The 18,109-nt window shown below is 43.7% G+C and carries 10 protein-coding genes; all 10 read right to left on the bottom strand.

Features of this window, described 5'->3' with window-relative positions:
- Positions 1 to 115: 115 nt before the first annotated feature.
- Positions 116 to 877 carry a uracil-DNA glycosylase gene (locus FRY98_RS22775; protein WP_148456449.1) on the bottom strand — a complete coding sequence of 254 codons (762 nt, stop codon included), beginning with the start codon at positions 875 to 877 and terminating at the stop codon, positions 116 to 118.
- 133 nt (positions 878 to 1,010) lie between these two features.
- Positions 1,011 to 1,583 carry a DUF4352 domain-containing protein gene (locus FRY98_RS22770; RefSeq protein ID WP_148456447.1) on the bottom strand — a complete coding sequence of 191 codons (573 nt, stop codon included), beginning with the start codon at positions 1,581 to 1,583 and terminating at the stop codon, positions 1,011 to 1,013.
- A 235-nt stretch (positions 1,584 to 1,818) separates the two neighbouring features.
- Positions 1,819 to 3,879: a protease Lon-related BREX system protein BrxL gene (brxL, locus tag FRY98_RS22765; protein WP_148456445.1), complete on the bottom strand. Its 2,061-nt coding sequence runs from the start codon at positions 3,877 to 3,879 to the stop codon at positions 1,819 to 1,821.
- Between the two features lie 14 nt (positions 3,880 to 3,893).
- Positions 3,894 to 6,413: a BREX-1 system phosphatase PglZ type A gene (gene pglZ, locus FRY98_RS22760; RefSeq protein WP_148456443.1), complete on the bottom strand. Its 2,520-nt coding sequence runs from the start codon at positions 6,411 to 6,413 to the stop codon at positions 3,894 to 3,896.
- 116 nt (positions 6,414 to 6,529) lie between these two features.
- A complete protein-coding gene (locus FRY98_RS22755) occupies positions 6,530 to 8,116 on the bottom strand; it encodes an SIR2 family protein (protein WP_148456441.1) in 1,587 nt (528 codons plus the stop codon).
- 82 nt (positions 8,117 to 8,198) lie between these two features.
- A complete protein-coding gene (gene pglX / locus FRY98_RS22750; RefSeq protein WP_148456434.1) occupies positions 8,199 to 11,750 on the bottom strand; it encodes a BREX-1 system adenine-specific DNA-methyltransferase PglX in 3,552 nt (1,183 codons plus the stop codon).
- Between the two features lie 15 nt (positions 11,751 to 11,765).
- On the bottom strand, positions 11,766 to 15,386 hold the full coding sequence (gene brxC, locus FRY98_RS22745) for a BREX system P-loop protein BrxC (protein WP_148456431.1): 3,621 nt from the start codon (positions 15,384 to 15,386) through the stop codon (positions 11,766 to 11,768).
- A 16-nt stretch (positions 15,387 to 15,402) separates the two neighbouring features.
- Entirely contained in the window at positions 15,403 to 15,981 is a 579-nt protein-coding gene (locus FRY98_RS22740) for a DUF1788 domain-containing protein (RefSeq protein ID WP_148456429.1), read from the bottom strand.
- Positions 15,981 to 16,586, bottom strand: coding sequence for a DUF1819 family protein (locus FRY98_RS22735; RefSeq protein WP_148456427.1), 606 nt, complete (start codon positions 16,584 to 16,586; stop codon positions 15,981 to 15,983). Before FRY98_RS22735 ends, FRY98_RS22740 begins: the two co-directional genes overlap by 1 nt.
- 272 nt (positions 16,587 to 16,858) lie before the next feature.
- Positions 16,859 to 18,073, bottom strand: a complete 1,215-nt coding sequence (locus FRY98_RS22730) for a DUF4145 domain-containing protein (protein ID WP_249043507.1) — start codon at positions 18,071 to 18,073, stop codon at positions 16,859 to 16,861.
- Positions 18,074 to 18,109 lie beyond the last annotated feature (36 nt).

Here is an 18,109-nt window from a genome sequence, read left to right as displayed (position 1 = left end):
ATCCAAATGCCATTCCTTTGCCTTACGCTGACCATATCGAGGTATCGCCAACTGATCAAGGTACAAGCTAATGGTGTTAAATATTTTCTCGTACAAGCATAATAGATTCCTATTGCTAGTTGAAGAAATACGTCTCAAACTGTTCGCGGAATTCCTTGGCATGAAAAGAAGGGTGTATTAAGTGCCCTGCTGTTCGCACTCCATTTTTTTTACAGATCTTCTCTGCTTTTTTTCCTACGGAAATAACCTTAATCCCCGGAAACAAGTCCATAACCGTCGAAAGTGCATACGCCCCCATCTCCAGTTCAGCAGAAGTTGGAGTCCTATTTCCCCCATTCTTGTTCCTAGGGTGCAGCGGAAACGCGTTCCACATCACCGGTGGCTTTGACAACCGATCCACCGCCCCCCAAACAACAGTTGCCGAAGCTTCGGATTTATTGCCCTCCACTACAAATCGGGTACCTGGAAAATGACGCTCCAGTCGTCTTTCTTGAATCAATCGTTCCGAAGTAAAGGGAATCCCCGTCTTTACGCAACCATGAACCCCTGGCGCCTCACCGATAAACATCCAATCGGGCTTAATCCAGAATAACGCACTAAAGTATTTAATTAAGTTCAGTCTCCTCATATCCGAATCTGCGTAAAAGTTCCCGACTTCGGGTAGGTCCTGTCTGGCTAACCAATTCACCAAATCTCGGGTCTTGCTCTTGAATTCCTCTTCTTCCTCCACCTCGGGGTGGAGCCAAAAATCTCCGTATTCAGAGTAACCTTCCCTGCTAACTACCCTACGCTCTACCGTCGAAATCAGCTTAATCGTTTTGGGGTCCCCCTCATCATGCCTTTTGTAATTGCTTTGGTTTACATCTTGTTCCTTCATCTCACGATCCCCCTACTGATTTCCATTTTGAATCATCAATAGATTGTTTTGCAAACCCGATTTCTGTTGATCATCACTATAACGCTTCTACGTATATGCTAGGACGGTTATAGGGAGAACTTCGCTTTTCGCACTATTTTATTTCAATCTTTATCTTTCCATCATTCCAGAAATTGGGTTGATAAATTAACTGAAGACCCGTATCCCCTTTGGGTTGCTCGAAAACTATTACACCGTTGACTTTTCCTTTGGGCGCTAACTCACCTGAACTCAATTGCTTATCTTGCTCGGTCAAGGTGAATGCTCCGTCCAGGATCTGCCCCTGGCTATTCTGCATGGTGAAATCGAAGGGATTATATGAAATAGTCTCCGACCCACCATTTTCAATGGTAACTTCTACGATAATGTACTCGTGTCCCTCTTTGGGAGTATCAAATTCATTGTCTCCTTGTGATCTAGCGAAGCCATTCACAGTTAAAACATTATCACCAAGCGCAATTTTTTCTCCAATCGCGAAGATGGTATCCTCAGGAGCAGCGGTTTGTTCTTGAGAAGTTTCTTTTTCATTTGTGGAAGATGTATTCGAATCTTGATCTTGGTTGACTACCACCGGGGTTTCCGCTGTGCAGCCGATTAGTACTGAAAAGAGTGATAGCAAGAATAATACAAAAAACACGGTTTGAACTCTTTTAAGCAAAACATTCATCAAGAGAACCTCCTATAAATTGAAATATTTAATTCGATTATTGCATTCTGAAGCGACGTGATGTTGTCAGCGAATGCACGTTCTGCTGCAAAAAAACCAAAGGTTCTAATAAGAACCTTCGGTTTTTCAAGCATTTATGAAACGTTAATTTTAAGCGTTATACTTTTTGTTCAAGGCAAGGCTACTACTTCAATTCCATTTCAAGCTCGGTCAATATACGCTCCAACTTCTCCATTTACTCCACCCCTAAAGCTTTAAACACCGCATCTTCAGCCGTTTGGTAAAAAATAATATTAAAGCAGCCGATCAGCTCAGAGGGGACAGTTCCGAGATCAACAGCTGACGTAATAGGAACCAGTACTTTTTTAGCGCCGCTGTCAAGGCAGACCTGGAGCGTATTGGCGAGCTCCTCTACCTTGATAATCGTGCCGCCGATGCTTAAATCGCCGAGAATAACGGTACTGCTAAGTATCGGCTTATTAAGAGCAACAGAACAGATAGCGACAACTGCAGGTAAAGTTAGATATTTGGTCATGCCAATGCCGTTCAGATCCTGAACATGCATCAGGTAATCTTTCGTTGTTGTACTCAATAATCCACTGATATTTCGACCATTCGCTTTCAGATATCGGTAAGCAGTATCCACGGCTTCTCTTGCTTCCCGATCGGAACCGATCCCGGTCTTTTCAAATTTACCGGTTCCCGCCGTCATCTGTGTCTCCAGTTTATACACGCCAATCATCCCGGACTTGCCGTGCGACACGGTATAGACATGTCCCGGTTTATTCATCCCTTCCGGAATCAGCTTGCCGCCTCCCTGCTCGGGAACGGAGACGTATTCTTCATTAAATGTTTCCTGATCGATATAGGAGAAGTTCACGTCATAGAACTCCATTCCACCGATCTTCTTCAACTGTTCCTTCACCCGACGGCGCATTTCCAGCGCAAATCGGAGTATCTCCTCCACATTTTCTTTCGTAAAACGTCCGTCGGGATGGACCAGTTTGATCAAACCGGAAACGGTCTTCCTTACGGCAATAACATCGCGTTGGTTCAAATTGTTGCCCAGTTTGAAGTACTTATCAAATGCATCGCCATAAGATATTTTGCGCAGTTCCCGCATCATTTCCGCGAAATAGTCCGTAATAAAGCCATAATCGTTCGTAAAAAACTCCGGCCGATATTTCGGGATTTCCCACCCTGGAATGTAGCAATGCATCCGGTCAAGGAATGCGGTGTCATTCGCCATAGCGGCCGGAAACGGATCAAATAAATGCGATGTTTTCAGGATCACGTCTACACTTTGATTAATATTGCCGACAAAAGTCATCGAGGCATACGCATTTTTCTCTTCTTTGCCGCGGGCAAACGAACCGGACGCCATGTAATCCTTCATGATCTGAATTCCATCCTGATCCTTGAATTTGATTCCCGCCACCTCGTCAAAAGCGACACAATCCCATAACCCGACCAGACCCACCGTCTTGTTCCCCATATTGTAGAACAAATTCGCTACCGTCGTCTGCCCCCCGGAGACCAAGATACTGTTCGGACTGATTTCCTTATAAATGTGGGACTTGCCCGTACTTCTTGGTCCCAGTTCACACAGGTTATAGTTGTTCTCGATCATCGGAACGAGTCTGGCCAAATGCAGCCATTTCACCCGTTTCGTGAACTGGGATGGCTCCATGCCCGTACTTCTCAGGAGCACATCCATCCATTCTTCGTCCGTGAAATAGCTTCTCGCTGCCTTGACCTCTTCCAAATCCAGACTTGGCATTTGAATCGGATCGAGCTTACGGATGATGAACGGGCAGCGGTTCTTATCCGCTTCGTCATAGAAATACTCCATCTGAACAATACACCAGATCCCACCAGCGAGTAGGCGCTCATACTGGGAGACATATTTCTCCCCGATCGGTACGTTTCCAATCCCGAGATTGGAAAATTCGGCTTCGTATACGTCATTCTTGTAATTCAATTTGACGGATACTTTATCGATTACCGTGTAACTACCCTTTTCCCGAAGTTTGGAAATGATTTTCTGTGCTTCATCCGGGCGAACATAATTCTCCGCCAAAATGCTCTTCACATTGCGAACACCGGCTTCAATCTCCTCCTCATCCATGGAGGAACAGTACATGCCGAGCAAGTATTCCAATACATATACCGGAACGTTGGCGCCTTCTTTGATTTTCTTGGTTAAATCTTTACGGACAATTTTGCCGGCAAAGTAAGTGTTCAACTTATCGATGAGCCCGGATTCACCTTCTAATCGGCCAGAAATTTCATTCATCTTGATCCCCTGCCTCACACATTAAATCCAAAATCATTGGCAAACGCAACATCCATCACTACGGGATGCCGAAGCACTTCTACATTTTTATCATCGATCGCTATGAGATAATATGGCTTTGACTTGTCGTAAAGCTGGTTTTTGAAATTAAAACGCAGACGGAACATCCGCTTATGCGGTTCGGTATCTTTGCTATCCGCAACATAAGTATTCTCGTTCGATATTTTCTCATTGTCCTCGGATACAAAATAGAGTTTGTAGCTCATTCCTTTTACGACATCGCTGACCGGATCCGATTGAATAAAATCCAGCGTGGTAATCAAATTTGTAATCTTTTGCACCATGCTGACAAGCATAATCTGAACAGGACGGGTTTCCTTATGCCCCTTCTCGGTCTTGACTTGAATCACCGGAACAATCATCTCCTGCGGCGAAGACCCGCCATGAACATAGTTCTGACCGCCGCCGGCTACTTTGAATACATGGGAACTGACCGGAACAGAAACAAACTTTGGATCCTCATGGCCAAGGATCATGCTCAGCGGCACGGAAGCGATTCCGTCTTCCTGAACGGCGTTCTTCGAAATCATGAACCTGCGGTTCACGAATGACTCTTTGCCAGAAACACCCGCAATCTTTTCGCTTTCCTGCAGCTTGTCCCGCTTGTATATAAATCCGTGATCTGCGGTAACGATAAAATTCGTGGCGCTAACATCTTCGGTTAATCTTTTGATTAATCCAAATACCTCATCAATGGCTTCTTCACAAGCAAAAAACACTTCATTCTCCGTATTCAGCTTATCTCCTCGTGCATCGATCTGATTGTGATATACGTAGATCACATCCATGCCGGCAAACAGCTGGCGTACAGCATCCCGTTTCATGGACTTGAGATCATCATACTGGACACAGCGGCTATTCGGGCTAACTTTCTGCAGCACAGCTTCCCTCTGCTTCAAATCGTCGCATGTTGCGCCATCCACCAATACACGATAATCTTCGGTGATCTCAAGCGTTTTATGAGGGAGGAGCGACGCCATTCCCAGTCGGGTGTATGAGGGAAGTACACTCAACATGGCTGCCATCTCTGCCGTACATTTCTTATCATCCTGCAATTTACTCCACAGCGCCCGACCCGTTTCATAGCGCATCGCATCGGATATGATCACTACAACCCGATCTTTCACATCCCGGATATATTTAGAGTAAAACTGGCGCTGCAATGGAAGAACGGACATCAGTTCTCCTTGAGACCAACCTGCATTCCACTTGGGAAGAAGGGTGCCTAAGTACTCGTTGCTGTAGATGTTCTCCACCAAATCACGCAACGCTTCGAATTCTGCATTGTCTTCAATCCGATCATAACAAGCGTAGAAACAACGATAATAAGAATCCAACCGATGATCGTTTCGAAGATATTGATTCACGATTCCGTGGACATCATTTGAACAATTGTAGTTCGCATGCCCAATCAGATGCCATGCCTGAATCAATAGTTCATAATGCAGTTTATAAATATCGCCGAAATGCATTTTCATTCGCTGCTCGCATAGCTGAGGAATCGTCAAACTGCCCAGCTTTGCACCTGAGTCTTCAGACAATAAACGTCCTGCAATCCAGCGGATAAGAAACCGATCAATGACCGCAAAGGTTTCACAATCAACCAGGACCTCCGGATCTAATGAAGCAAACTTTTCTTCCACCCGAAGGGCTTCGGCCACCTGACCGCAAAGCTCACGATAGCGTTCTCGATAAAGCACACTATTCATCAAATTGTCCAGGAAAGCAATGATGTTGCCGGACTTATAGGAAAGTAGGCTTACCCAAGCCTTAGGCAGCTCTCCTTCCATATATCGATCCGTATATGTTATGAATAATGTATGGACCAGCTTTTCCAAGCTAGGATCCGAATCAGTGTAACCGAATTGTTGTTCACATAGCCGCCAAAAAGCGGGCAGAAGATCGTATTTATCAAACTCGGCCAAAAACTTGTTCTGCTCCAGATCATCATCCGTAAGCACAACCCGAAACACTTCTTCAAAAGAAACGGTCCGGGTTTTACAACAGGCGCTCATCAAGGCGATCTCGATGACATCCTCTGTGAAATTTTCGATCTCGAGGTCATAGAAGCGACGGGTGCGGTCTTTAGCTCCGAAAAATTTGATATATTTTTGGATGATCGGCTTGTGCTTCTCATCGATGCCCAGATCAACAGCGAGCAAGGAGGCACGATCGGCATAAAACTGTTTCGAATACTTGACCGTATCAGCCAAATGATTGTCCCTTACAGGCGGTTTCGGAAACGGAGCATAGATGAGGTAATTTGTCGTTCGATCTAACCGCTCCAGAAAGTACTTAGTGTAGAACTGGTTGTCCGGTTCCAAACGATACACCTTGGCATTTTGCAACTCAAGCGCATCAATATCCTCGGCAAACTCTCCTTGGTCATCGTACCAGAACACCAGTTTTCGGGATTCTCCCGTAAATTCCTTATTCAATTTATCCGCAATTTGCTTCAAATTCAGTTCAGCCATGGCTCTGCTCCGTTAAGTTAGTTGTTGTCTTTATCATACATTCGTGGTAAAATGATGATACTAATAAGGCTTCAAGAGGCTGATGGCAATCCACTCCGTGGGTTCGGCGTCAGTCTCTATTTATTTTCAATAAAGTCGTAAATCGTAAGCAATCTCCGCATCGATGTAGACACACTTCTAATCCCATCAGCCTTAAATTTCTCCAACTTCTCTTTCAAATACGTTCCTACTTCCTGCTTGTCCAATTTCGGCGCATTATAAGCAATAAGATCGTATTCTTTATCCGGTTTCAGTTGTTGTTCCAAAATTTCCTTTAACGAATCTGCCTTGATTCGGTTGGATGGATTAATTGAATCCAAACAAATTTGCGGACCGGTAAATTTCGCTATTCTTTGGTTAATTTTCTCGATTTCAACGGGGTGAAGATTGGTTTTATCGAGATCAATCCCCTCAACATATTTAATAAACGGAATCCGTGAATTGCTGTTTTGACTCGCAATAAAGCGAAGCGCAATATCCGTATGAATGGAACGGCCGCCAAAGAAATAATCAAATAAATATGTGAGAAGGTCGGGCATTTGAAAGATATAGGTGGTATCTCCTAACGCAACAACCAGTTTTTCATCACCAATTCGTTTCTCGATATCTTCCAATTCTTCAGGTGATACCAAGAGCGTGTTTAGACTTCCTTTTTTGCCTCGATCAAGGATCAGCTGCTTAATAACATGTTGGTATTTCCGCACTTCCGAAGGATGGATCCCTTGATCAATCTCAGACAGAATTTCATACAGCAGTTTATAGTTATCGGTTCGAAGTACCGTGTACTCACAACCTAAATCCGTATCAAAAAAGGTCTGTTCGACAATTCCCGTCTGACCTTTCTCCCATTCCACAATGATAATTTTGGAAGCTAATCGTTTGAGTTCCTCTTTCGACAGCGACGAAGAAAAGTCCCGCAATATTTTCCGTACATTTCCGTCGGTTAATGAATAGCCAAAGAAAATAATTGGCGAATGCAGGAGCAACGAAATGATCTTGGCGCTGATGAGAATGGAATTTTTCGAAAACTGCGCATAATCCGCTTTAGAAATTACGATCGATTTCGGATTTGTTGCACAACCATGGATTTTATAAATTTCGGCCCATCCATAGGTGGATTCAAAGAACCCCTTTTGGCCGATATATTTTTTCATCCCAAGGGGATTAACTGAATTAACGGAATCCTCAATAAATGTATCATAGTTTGTTGTAATGACAATTTGTGTTTTATTCAAGAAGGTTTTAAAGGACGCATATTCCTCTTCCATCCCTTTCTTTACCTGGTAGGATGAAAATTGATGGGCAATGGCCATTTTAAATGGCGAGATATCAAATTTGTAGGCTTTCTCGGTATCAAACCCTGGAATTTCTATTTCCTGATGAAAGAACTTTTCGTTAAAACGGTCTTCAATCTCCGATCCGGCTTGAATATTCGTCAAGAAATCCACATCATATTCCGTGTCCGAAGTTGTTTCTGACATATGTCTTTTCAGTGTACTCAAGAATCCGTAGAAATCTTTGCCCGTGTTTAATTGGTCCCAGAATTGTTTGAGCAATTCCTCCCATCCTGGAAAGGATTGAAGATATCGCTTCGACATTCCGGAACCGATAAACACAATCGGATATTCATTATTTCTCTTTAAAAGCTCTAATGCGACACTCATCGGAACACCTCCATCAACCGAACTTGTTCTTAATACATTCGATAAAAGTTGGCGTCCTCCTGTCGGATTAGAGCTATAGTAACTAGATCTTTGCCAAAATTTCGTAGTTCTTGCCATCCCCTGCCGTTTGCACTTTCTCGTAATTGACTTTGACCCCATCATCCAAATCGATTTCAATCCGGGCAAGAGCCAGGTGAGCAATTTTCTCATCGTATTCTTTCGTTTCCTTCAACTGCTTGGTCAGCTTTTCTTTCCGTTTCGTTGCCGCGGCGACCTCACGGGCATTCCCGCTGTTGTCGATTGTCTCCTGCATCCGGGCAATTTCACTATCGTAAACCCGCTGCATCCGATGCAGATAGTCAATCCGCAAATTCCCGATTGTATCGGCATTATATCGATGCATGTACACCAGTGCTTTAAAGCCATCCGCTTTCCCGCTATTAAACAGCCAATAGATCGGCCGCTTCTGATAAATTTTGCAGTGATCCTTGAAGAAGTCTTTCAGGAAGTAGTTCCGAATCACCTCACGGGATGTGTTCCCTTTGTTGCCTAGCGCTTTTGCGATGAAATCAAGATTTTCCTCCAGCGTCTCTTCTCCAAACGTCTTCTTGAGGAAGGCACAGAACAGACCAACAATATCATCCTCAAAATACTCCTCATCCGTAATAGGTATCACGTTGTCCTTATCCGGGATAAAGGTCTTGTATTTGCTGCTATCCCACTCTCCACCGGCATAGACAAGTCCATCCACATCCAGGCTGTACCGTCCGAACATGCAGCCGACGGCATAGGAGAGGAAGGAACGGACATCTCGACCGAGGTCGGCTTTGCGGATGGTGATGTCTTTGTCGTCGACTTCTGGGGTGAGCTCGTCTTGCAGTCCGTAAATCTCGATGAAAATGCGGTTGAGTTCTTCTTCGTTGGATTTGATCTGATTGAACATATTATCTAGTTGTTGAGACCAGTTAAAATATGAAAGTTTAAGGCTATTAGTTGATCGGAATATAAAGAATGGATGACGTATATAATCCCAACTATTTTCAAAATAATTCCACTCATCTTTTGATAATTCAATACTGCTTAGCACAAGTTCATTTATTATCCCAGTTTGTTGTGAATTAGGTTGTAAATAAGGTATGCTACGAATATCTCTAACTTGTATCGTAATCACTTGAGTAATGACTTTTAACAAATAATCTGTTACGCAAGAATTAAGTAATCCAATGATTAAAGAAAGATCCGATTCGCTTTTACAAAAGATCGAGACTCCCGTCTTCTCAAATAAATTTGCTTCTGAAAGTAGCCTAAATCCCACTTTATTGGATGCTATACGGCTCCAGGTTATTCCTCGGCGAAAACGAATATATTCAGGTACAACGCGAGCAATATGATCCTTTTTATAATGCACTAAAGCACTCTCTGACCAATCAATAACTTCTTCGATATTGCCGTACCATTTTCTGTATGCCCCCCCCCGAGCACATAAAACCCAATCATTACCTACCTTGAATCTATTTACTTCCCACCAATTTCTAAGAAATCTCTCATTGTTACCGGTAATATTCTGTCCATCAGATATTGTAAAATCTTCCGTTAACGTATTGTTAAAAAGCCTATAAATATTCGTACTTGCCCAATATGCTATAGGAGCGCCTGGAATTCTATAAAAGTGATGTTGTTTTGCTGTATAGGGGTCCATCATATTTAAATACGCGCATTCTTTCTCCATCTGGCTGTTGAAATCAACTAACCTTGCGTATTTTCCATAATGATTCAATATTAGACTATCTCTAAACACAAAACTCGTTGTCTGTACAACCTCACCACCAATTTCTTCAAATGCTCTTGCACCTAAGTGCGCCATATTTACAATATCATGCTTCAATATCTTCTCTCGCAACTTCTCATAACTAGACAAAAACATCCATGCATGCTGCGTGATCATTGCTTGGAAACAATTCTTCTTCGTCATCTGTCCACAACGTTCAATTAGCACAGCGAACAAGTCACTCTTACTATCCGGATAATTCTTCTTCACATAATCCGCCAGTTTTGGCCCCATACCACTGCTGCCCATATACGGCGGATTCGTTACCACTACGTCATACTTCCGTGCCATAGAGGCAGCAATCAGTACCAATTGTCTCAACTTTAACTGTGTGATATCCAAATCAACGGTATCGGCTGTCACTTGACCATCCAAATAAGCCCGTTCAACAAACTCCTCCAGCAAGTCCCATTTCAGTTCATCAATGATCAAAATGGATCCATACTCTTTCGCATCATGCATCGTATCGAGCAGGTACTCCATTTGATGCAGAGCCATGTTTCGATCGGATTCATCCAATCCCATACCGAAGTATTTCAACTGTTCCCGGTTGATCCCGTTGCTTTCCTGGATCGCATAGAGATGGCACTTCGTTTCACCGTTCAGGATCCGCCGGTTGTATTGTCTGGCTTTCATCATGACGGCAAAATAAGCCAGCTGATATGCACGTTTGTCGATGTCGAGACCATAAAGGTTATGTTCAAGAATACTCTTGGCCGCATCGCGCTGGCTGTAGCCATAGCTCTCATAGATTTGCATCAATACATCAAAAGCATAGACCAGGATGTGCCCGCTCCCCATACAAGGGTCGATCACTTTGATCTCTTCCGGTTTGATCGTTTTATATTGCTCCCGAATCGCTTCCAGCTGTGCCTGCACCTCTGGCTCTTGCTCCGCTTCGTCTAAATAATACTTCCATCCGGCGCGGAGCTCATCATTGGGATGGCCCTCCAACCAGAGGCGGCCGAGACTATTTTCAACCATATAACGCACGATCCAATCCGGGGTAAACAATTGAGTCGCTGCAGGAATTCGCTCTTTTGTAATCTTGACGTTCTTTTTGAGCAAGGCAAAGGTTTCGTCTTTAAGTTCCGTGTTGTAATACTGATACAACCACCCGATGATTTCAACCTGACCTTCCTCTTTCACGTCGAAGTCACTCTCTGGGATATCATTCACCAGATGATAGACAACGCCTTCTTGATCCGTGAAGGACACGTTGAGCAGCAGCTCGGTATAGTCGCTCGTTTGCTCAAATAATTCAGGCAGGATGGCGTTCAAGGCATTACACTGCTTGATAAACAGCATTTGAAACAGTTTGTCAAGTTCATTGTTGTTTTTCAGCTTGATGATCTGTTCCTTTTCATCCTGGCTATACTCCAAATCCGCATTAAACGGTGAAGTGACCAGATCCGGTTCGGATTTGCCATTGCTGTCCGACGAGAGCACTCGTACCCGTGACGGAAGATAATCGTTTACCTCCATGAAACGAACCGCAATCAGACGGTTGAACCAGGTATAGGCGACTTCTTCTATCACATTGTTAAACGCGGACTTATAATCAGACCGCTCCATTCTCTCTTGAATGACTTCGGCCAATTTTTTGCGTTGTTCAATTTCAATGCCGCTAATCGAATACGGTTCCTTTGTGCCTATATCATAAAACTCGACATCGTGGGTAGATTGGGGCAACGGAGATTTTATCTCCTTATCCGTAATCCCGAGCAAACCGGCTTTATAGGAAATATCCGCGATCAGCTTTTTGCGGGCCCAGATTGCAAAGTTCTTGATGGCTGTCTTGTTCATTACATGCTGCTCCTTTTAAAACTCAATATTTACGATCGTGTTCTCTTCCAATTCCTTTAAGATCCTCTGTTTTAGTTCTGCTACATACTTCTCGACATCCTGTGGCGATTCAATTTGCCAGGAGGCGGAGAGACTGACCGATTTAATGCTGATGTTTTTTCTTTTCTTCAACTTTGGCTCCGGAGCAAGTTTTGGAATTGTTTGCCCTTCGGATTGGTCCACAACGAGTTTCGCTTGTTGTTCCTTAACTCGGTCAAGGGCGATCATTTCATCTTTACGAGCCAATTCATTTAGCAGCCTCACCTTCAAGGCATCCGCTTCGATCTTGATATTTTGCAAGGTCGCCACATTGTTGCAGGTTTCTGCTTTTTCGGAAATTTCCTTAAACAACATGAGGAAACGCGACTTAAACTGCTCTTTGTATTCCTTCGTCTCCAACACTTCGAATACTCTCTCACGCGCATCATCAATCGCCGCTTTCACGGGAACAACCATCTCTTCCAATAACCCGGCGTACAGCTCGGCAAAACGATCCAGCAATTCCGGAAGCTTTGGAATATCTCCGTATGGGGATTCTTTCCTCAAAATTGCTTTTATATCAGATACCACTTGCTCTACTTGTTCATGAACGATAAACGTTTTACTTTGGTCATAAATGCTTATCAGGTTCAATGCCTTCTCATAGATTGCCTTCTGTTCACCGCCAAAGAACAATTTAACGGGTTCAAAGTCTTCCGCAAAATCGAGCAATTCTTCCCGTTCGGCATGGATTTTCTTATAAAACTCCAACTGGAATTCCATTTGCAAAATCGAACGCAGCAAGTTCTTACCTTGAGCAACCACGTTTCGGCCAGGAAAAGATTTCGCCTGGTACATAATTTCATACTTGTCCAGTTCATTCAGCAAATTGCGGCTGTACGTTTGGAAACCGCGCATTAGGGCATCGTCATCTTCATGGCTGCCCGAAGTACCGAACAGCTCTTTCATCACTTCACGAACCGACTTCTTTAGACGCTCATCCGGCTTTTCCCGCTTTTCGGTCAGCAGCTTCTCAACATACTCCCGCTTCGTAATATAACGAACAATCTCCTCATCCGACTTATTAAACAAGGTCACGTTGGAACCGTTGACCGTAAAGGATATATCGCCATTCTTGAACAATTTAGCTACAAGCCATTCGACATCATCTTCCACAAAGCCGTATGGAGCTCTCATAAAGCGATCCATCAAGCTTTTCATCGACGTCTTCATGTGCATCGAAGAATTGGTGGATATATAACTAAGCATATCATTCAACGCATGCTGGTTGGGCTCCGTCCCATTTTCCAGAGACAGAGCCATCTGATCGGAACTTTTAAACAAAGCGCGAATATTGGCTTCGCTCATGGCTGTATCGATATAGGATAGTTTATGGTAGACCGTATTCACAAGCCGTCCCAACGCTTCATTGATCCGGGAGGAGACCTCCTTGGAACCGATCTGTGACTTATCCCCATTGACATAAATATCCGCCTGCTTCAGAGACTCCGTCAGAAACAGCTTGGCATTATCGTTCCGTTCCCGCATTTCAACCCGCTTGGACTCCTTGATTTGGTCAAATTTAGGCAAGGCGCTGGTCGTATTCAGCCGCAAATATTTCTCAATTTGCAGGGCACGACGAGTTTCATCCAGGAAAGCGGAATCGTTTGGCAACACGACAAGAACTTCTTTTTGTTGACCGGACATGATGCGAAGTGTCGTTTCATCATCGCCGAAATCAGAGTTTGGCGTAAGAATCCGAACTCCGATATCATGGTTCTGATTCGCTTTATAAGGCCGGTCATCAATCACTTGATTGAAGGCAAAGTTGTACCTGCCGTTAAAGGAGGGATAGCGGTATTTATTTTCCTTGAAAATATCCTCAAACACCAGTTCCGAGACCTTGCCGATGACTTCCGACATTTCCACATTCAAATGGTCAATTTCCTTGTTGATTTCCTGCTCTTCATCCGTCAGAAATACGTAAATTTCACCGTTTTTCTGAATGAGAGTCTGGCTGGACAAAACTTTCAACGCTTCCTCTACTTGCGCCTTCAACACAATTCTGTCCGTATCGATATCGGAAATCATCAAGCTGGTGATGTTATCGATGTTAGCCGTAATTTCCTTGACATATTTAATCATAAACAGGGTCTTCAATACATTGACCGCAAAACACTCTTCAACCTTGTCCGGATTAATGATTTCATTATCCATAGCCTTGCTGATGACACCCTTATGGCTATGGTCAAGGAATTGATGCAGGGCATCATAGAACAGGTTAAACGGGACAAGCGTCCCTTCCGCCCGTTCCATCAATCTCATCGCGGATTCCTTGAACAAGGCGATCATCGAGCGCTCCCCCTCAGCAAGGTGTTTGCCCGAAGCGCCGTGAGTCCGAATCGAAGTGAGCACGCTCCCTAGCAGGTTAAATTGATAGGGAATAAACGGGTAAACGGTCGAAAAATCCTCTTTATCGGTATAAAGTTTTTTCTCAACCCCATCATTGAACACAATCAAATTTTTGATAATGGTTGATTTTTGTTCGTAGAGCAATTTTAGGGTTTGATCAGCAGTCGTGTTTTTCTCCAATATTCTCTTCTTGATCACTTCATCGACATTCGCGGACGACAAGGACAGACGGGTATCAAACCGGCCCTGGATTTTGGAGAAGTCATTGCCTTTCGTCTTCGTTATCGAGTCGATATCCTGCTGGCTGGTGACGACGATCCAGACTTTCCCTTTGCAAGCTGTCCCCAAATCTTCTGTTACAGTTTGCAAATTCAGCATCAATTTGGAATCATCGCCAATGTATTGCCCGATTTCGTCGACTAGAAAAACAATATGATGGTTGTTGCCCCGGCGCTCGATGTATTCCTTTACGAGACGAGCAAAATCATCAATGCTGATATTGTAAGGTTCGACCGCTCTCTCACACCAGTTACGCGCCGCTGCTTCGCTCATGAAGTTCATCTGGACCAATACATCGACAATGCTATCCTGAATGAAGTCAAACTTGTGGCGGGAGGTTTCCCACGGCTTGCCATAGTCCGCTTCAAACAAACGCTTGAATTCATCGTAACGTCCAACTTCAACCAACTGTCTCTCCAGATCTGCCAGAATCGGAATCGATCCGCAAAATCCCTGCATTTCATTAAATACCTTCAAAAAGACGGAGACAATCGCATCCTTGGACTGCTTTCCCGACATTTCGCTCTTGGAGTCAATATTGAATAGGACAACATCCGTCGTAACACTGGTAGCGAGTTTCATGTCTGCCAGGACCATCGGATCCGTGATTTTACGGTCATCGATAAAATAATCCAGCGCTTTCTTACCTTCGACCTCACGATTTTCAAGCAAATAGGAAAGAATTTTCAGGAAATGAGATTTACCGCTCCCGAAGAAACCGGAGATCCAGACCCCCATTTTGTCCGTGTAACCGTTGATCCCTTTTTTGTAACTGGCAAAAAAATCAGCAAAATGCTTCTGCAATTCCCTCGTAACGACGTATTCATCCAGCTCCTGCTTGACGTTGGCCTCATCGCCTTGTCCGACTTTGATAACCCCTTTAATATCCCTGTCGATTTCCCTGATAAACATGTCCTGTATCTTCATTGTTTACCTCTCCCTGTCATTCCACGAGCCTGAACGCTCGATAATAATTGTCATCCTTGATTTCCGAGAAAAGTACAAGTTCCTGCCCATCATAGGTTCCCGGGAAAAACATGACCACCGGCACGTGATCCACGGACTGGTGCAGGTTGTTCAGTACTTTGTGGGAACGGAGCAGTGGATAGCATTTTCCGACCCCGGTCAGGAAAACAACCGCGTTCTGCGGGGTTCGTTCCCGGATATGTTGAACAATCACGCTTGCGTCATCGCTGATTTGAAGCAATCGCCCAACGGACTCCACGATCCGCTCCATCCCTTTCTTTTTCTCGAACCGAAAGCAATCTTCCATGAAATCTTCCTGCTCCAAGGTGTCGATAATGATGTCATACAAATCAAATACCAACAGTTCAAAGTCATGGTAAGACTTTGAATATTTCGCCTCCATATACCGGGTCCATTCTCTAATCACCATTTCCTGCTCTGCCGGATAATCAAATACGTAGTAGCCGACTTCATTACCCAGGCCTTTATTCTGGCGAAAGCTCGGTTGTTTAATAATCTCCTCTGCTTGTTCCAGCCGTTCCTGAAGACTTGCCATTATCTCACTCCTGTCAGTGCGTTTATCATCAGGTCCATGCCATGTTTTCGCAACCATGCTTCCAATTCAGGGTCCAGAATGGGTTTAAGTATTGCTCTGCTCCCGGGAGCTCGATCCGTCAAACCGGCTTCCATCAGCATCGTCTTGTAGCACCTTCCTAGACGTTTCAACGTATATTCCGTCCAAGCAGCCACTTTGTCGCTTTGGAGTTGTTTCTCCTTAAAGAAAATCCGAATATCGCTGTCTGCCAGTTCATGGCTTCCGACAATCATCTTCTCCCGAACGACCTCATAAACAAATTCAAAAAACAATCGATCTGTCTGCATAATAGCTACCAAAGCAATCAGCTTCTGGGTTGACACATCACTCTGCTCGAACAAAGGATAAATGGAAGCGTCTAAACTGGCTACCCGTGTGGCTATGGTATTCATAATTTGCGTAGCTCTTTCCTGAGTTGGAGCCGCAAAAATATTCTGTTCCTTATTCAATGCCTTAATATCCGTTATTGTCATTCCTTGATCCAACAGGTGAACCACCTTGCGAAATTCGGAAAACCAGAACGATTGTTTTACAGTTCCTGCGCTGTATTCGGCTATTCGCTTCATTGTTTATTTCACCCGTAGCTTTCATTGGTTTTAGGGAGAATTCCCTAGTTTCTCATAGTAATAAGATACCACATTTACGCTCCTTTCTTAATAATGCGTTAAAGGCACTTTGCTTACAATGATACCTTTCCAAAGTGACTGTATATGGTCAGCGAATATACGTTCTATACTCCACCTCCCATCCAGTTGAGTATTGCTTTTTTCATACTCCGTTCCTCTCCTCACAAATATAAAACACGCTTCGCTCGGAAACGTGTTTTTGAGAAAATCCTCTATTTATTGTTATTCTCCTTCTGCTTCTCCTTCAACTGTCTGAACAGCTTTTCTACCGTACTGCTCCCCACGTTATTATATTTTGCAAGAATGACAAGTTCCTTAGGCAAATGTTCAACTCTCGTTATGTGATCTTCATTCAGCTGTTTTAACAGATTAGGGAATCCAGTGAATTCGTCTGTATTAAGTGGTATTTTTGATAATTCTTCCGTGACAACAATATAGTCCTCTTTAAAGAAAAAGAACAGTTCCCCAGGGCGCTCCATCATCAGTTTTCTACGGATTTTTTCTTCTTTAATATATTGCTTCAACTCTTCAAAGAATATTTCTTCATGCTTGTCATTGAAACGTTTGACGTATCGGTGCAATCCTTCCAAATGGTTGGGCAGCTCGCTCATGATTCGTGCCTGTTGTTCCGCTCCCAAACGGACAAGAAATGTTTCCGATTTCTCAAAACGCTGAGGCAGCAAGAATGCATCACGTAGAAAGTATGGAATCTCCACATGTTGATCATGGTATGTAATTGTTCGAATCGTTGTTAAGCCGGGCGTTATTGATTCAGGAACTGAGATTGTTGCAGCAACCTCCTCTGGCACTCGGCTTTCAGACTCCTCCTTTGTTTTTTGTAGAGATGAGACAAGTAACTCCTCAACAGCTTTTAGCCGCTCCTGAATTTCAGCGATTCCATAGGCTGAATTTATCTGCGTCGATGGATCTTGATAATTAGGGATATCCAAACTTACTGGTCCATACACTTCAACATACCATTTCACTATTTGGTAAATGGATTCCCAAGAAGACAACGCTTCAGAATACCTGAACATCCGGGCATTATGCGCTGCTTCATTCCCAAGTTTGCGAACAAAATGGAGATCGTTTCGAATGTCCGGTGGGAGCAATTCATTATTATTCAGCAAATCAATTTTCTCTAAAAATCCGATTCGCTGATTCTCAGGTAGCTTCTCCGCCTGAATCACCTTCTGTAGTATATTTTCAACAAAAGTTCTGGCATGAGTAAGCATCGTACGCGGACTGTTAAAAATACTGTTCTCAAGTTCACGTGCCACGAGGGCAAGCTCTTTAGATATAGGTTCTAAAAAATGATAAAAATATGCCGGCTGCTCGATTTCCATGACGTATTCCTCCATAATCAATAATTTATTATTTAAACGTTTAAGCAAAAATTTTATATTGCCTCTAAATCGAACATTCATTCGTGACACCCCCCTGTCACCTAACCTCCTTTACAC

It is taken from the genome of Paenibacillus faecis (assembly GCF_008084145.1).
In the GTDB taxonomy this organism is placed as follows: domain Bacteria; phylum Bacillota; class Bacilli; order Paenibacillales; family Paenibacillaceae; genus Fontibacillus; species Fontibacillus faecis.
This window is presented reverse-complemented; position numbering and strand designations above follow the sequence as displayed.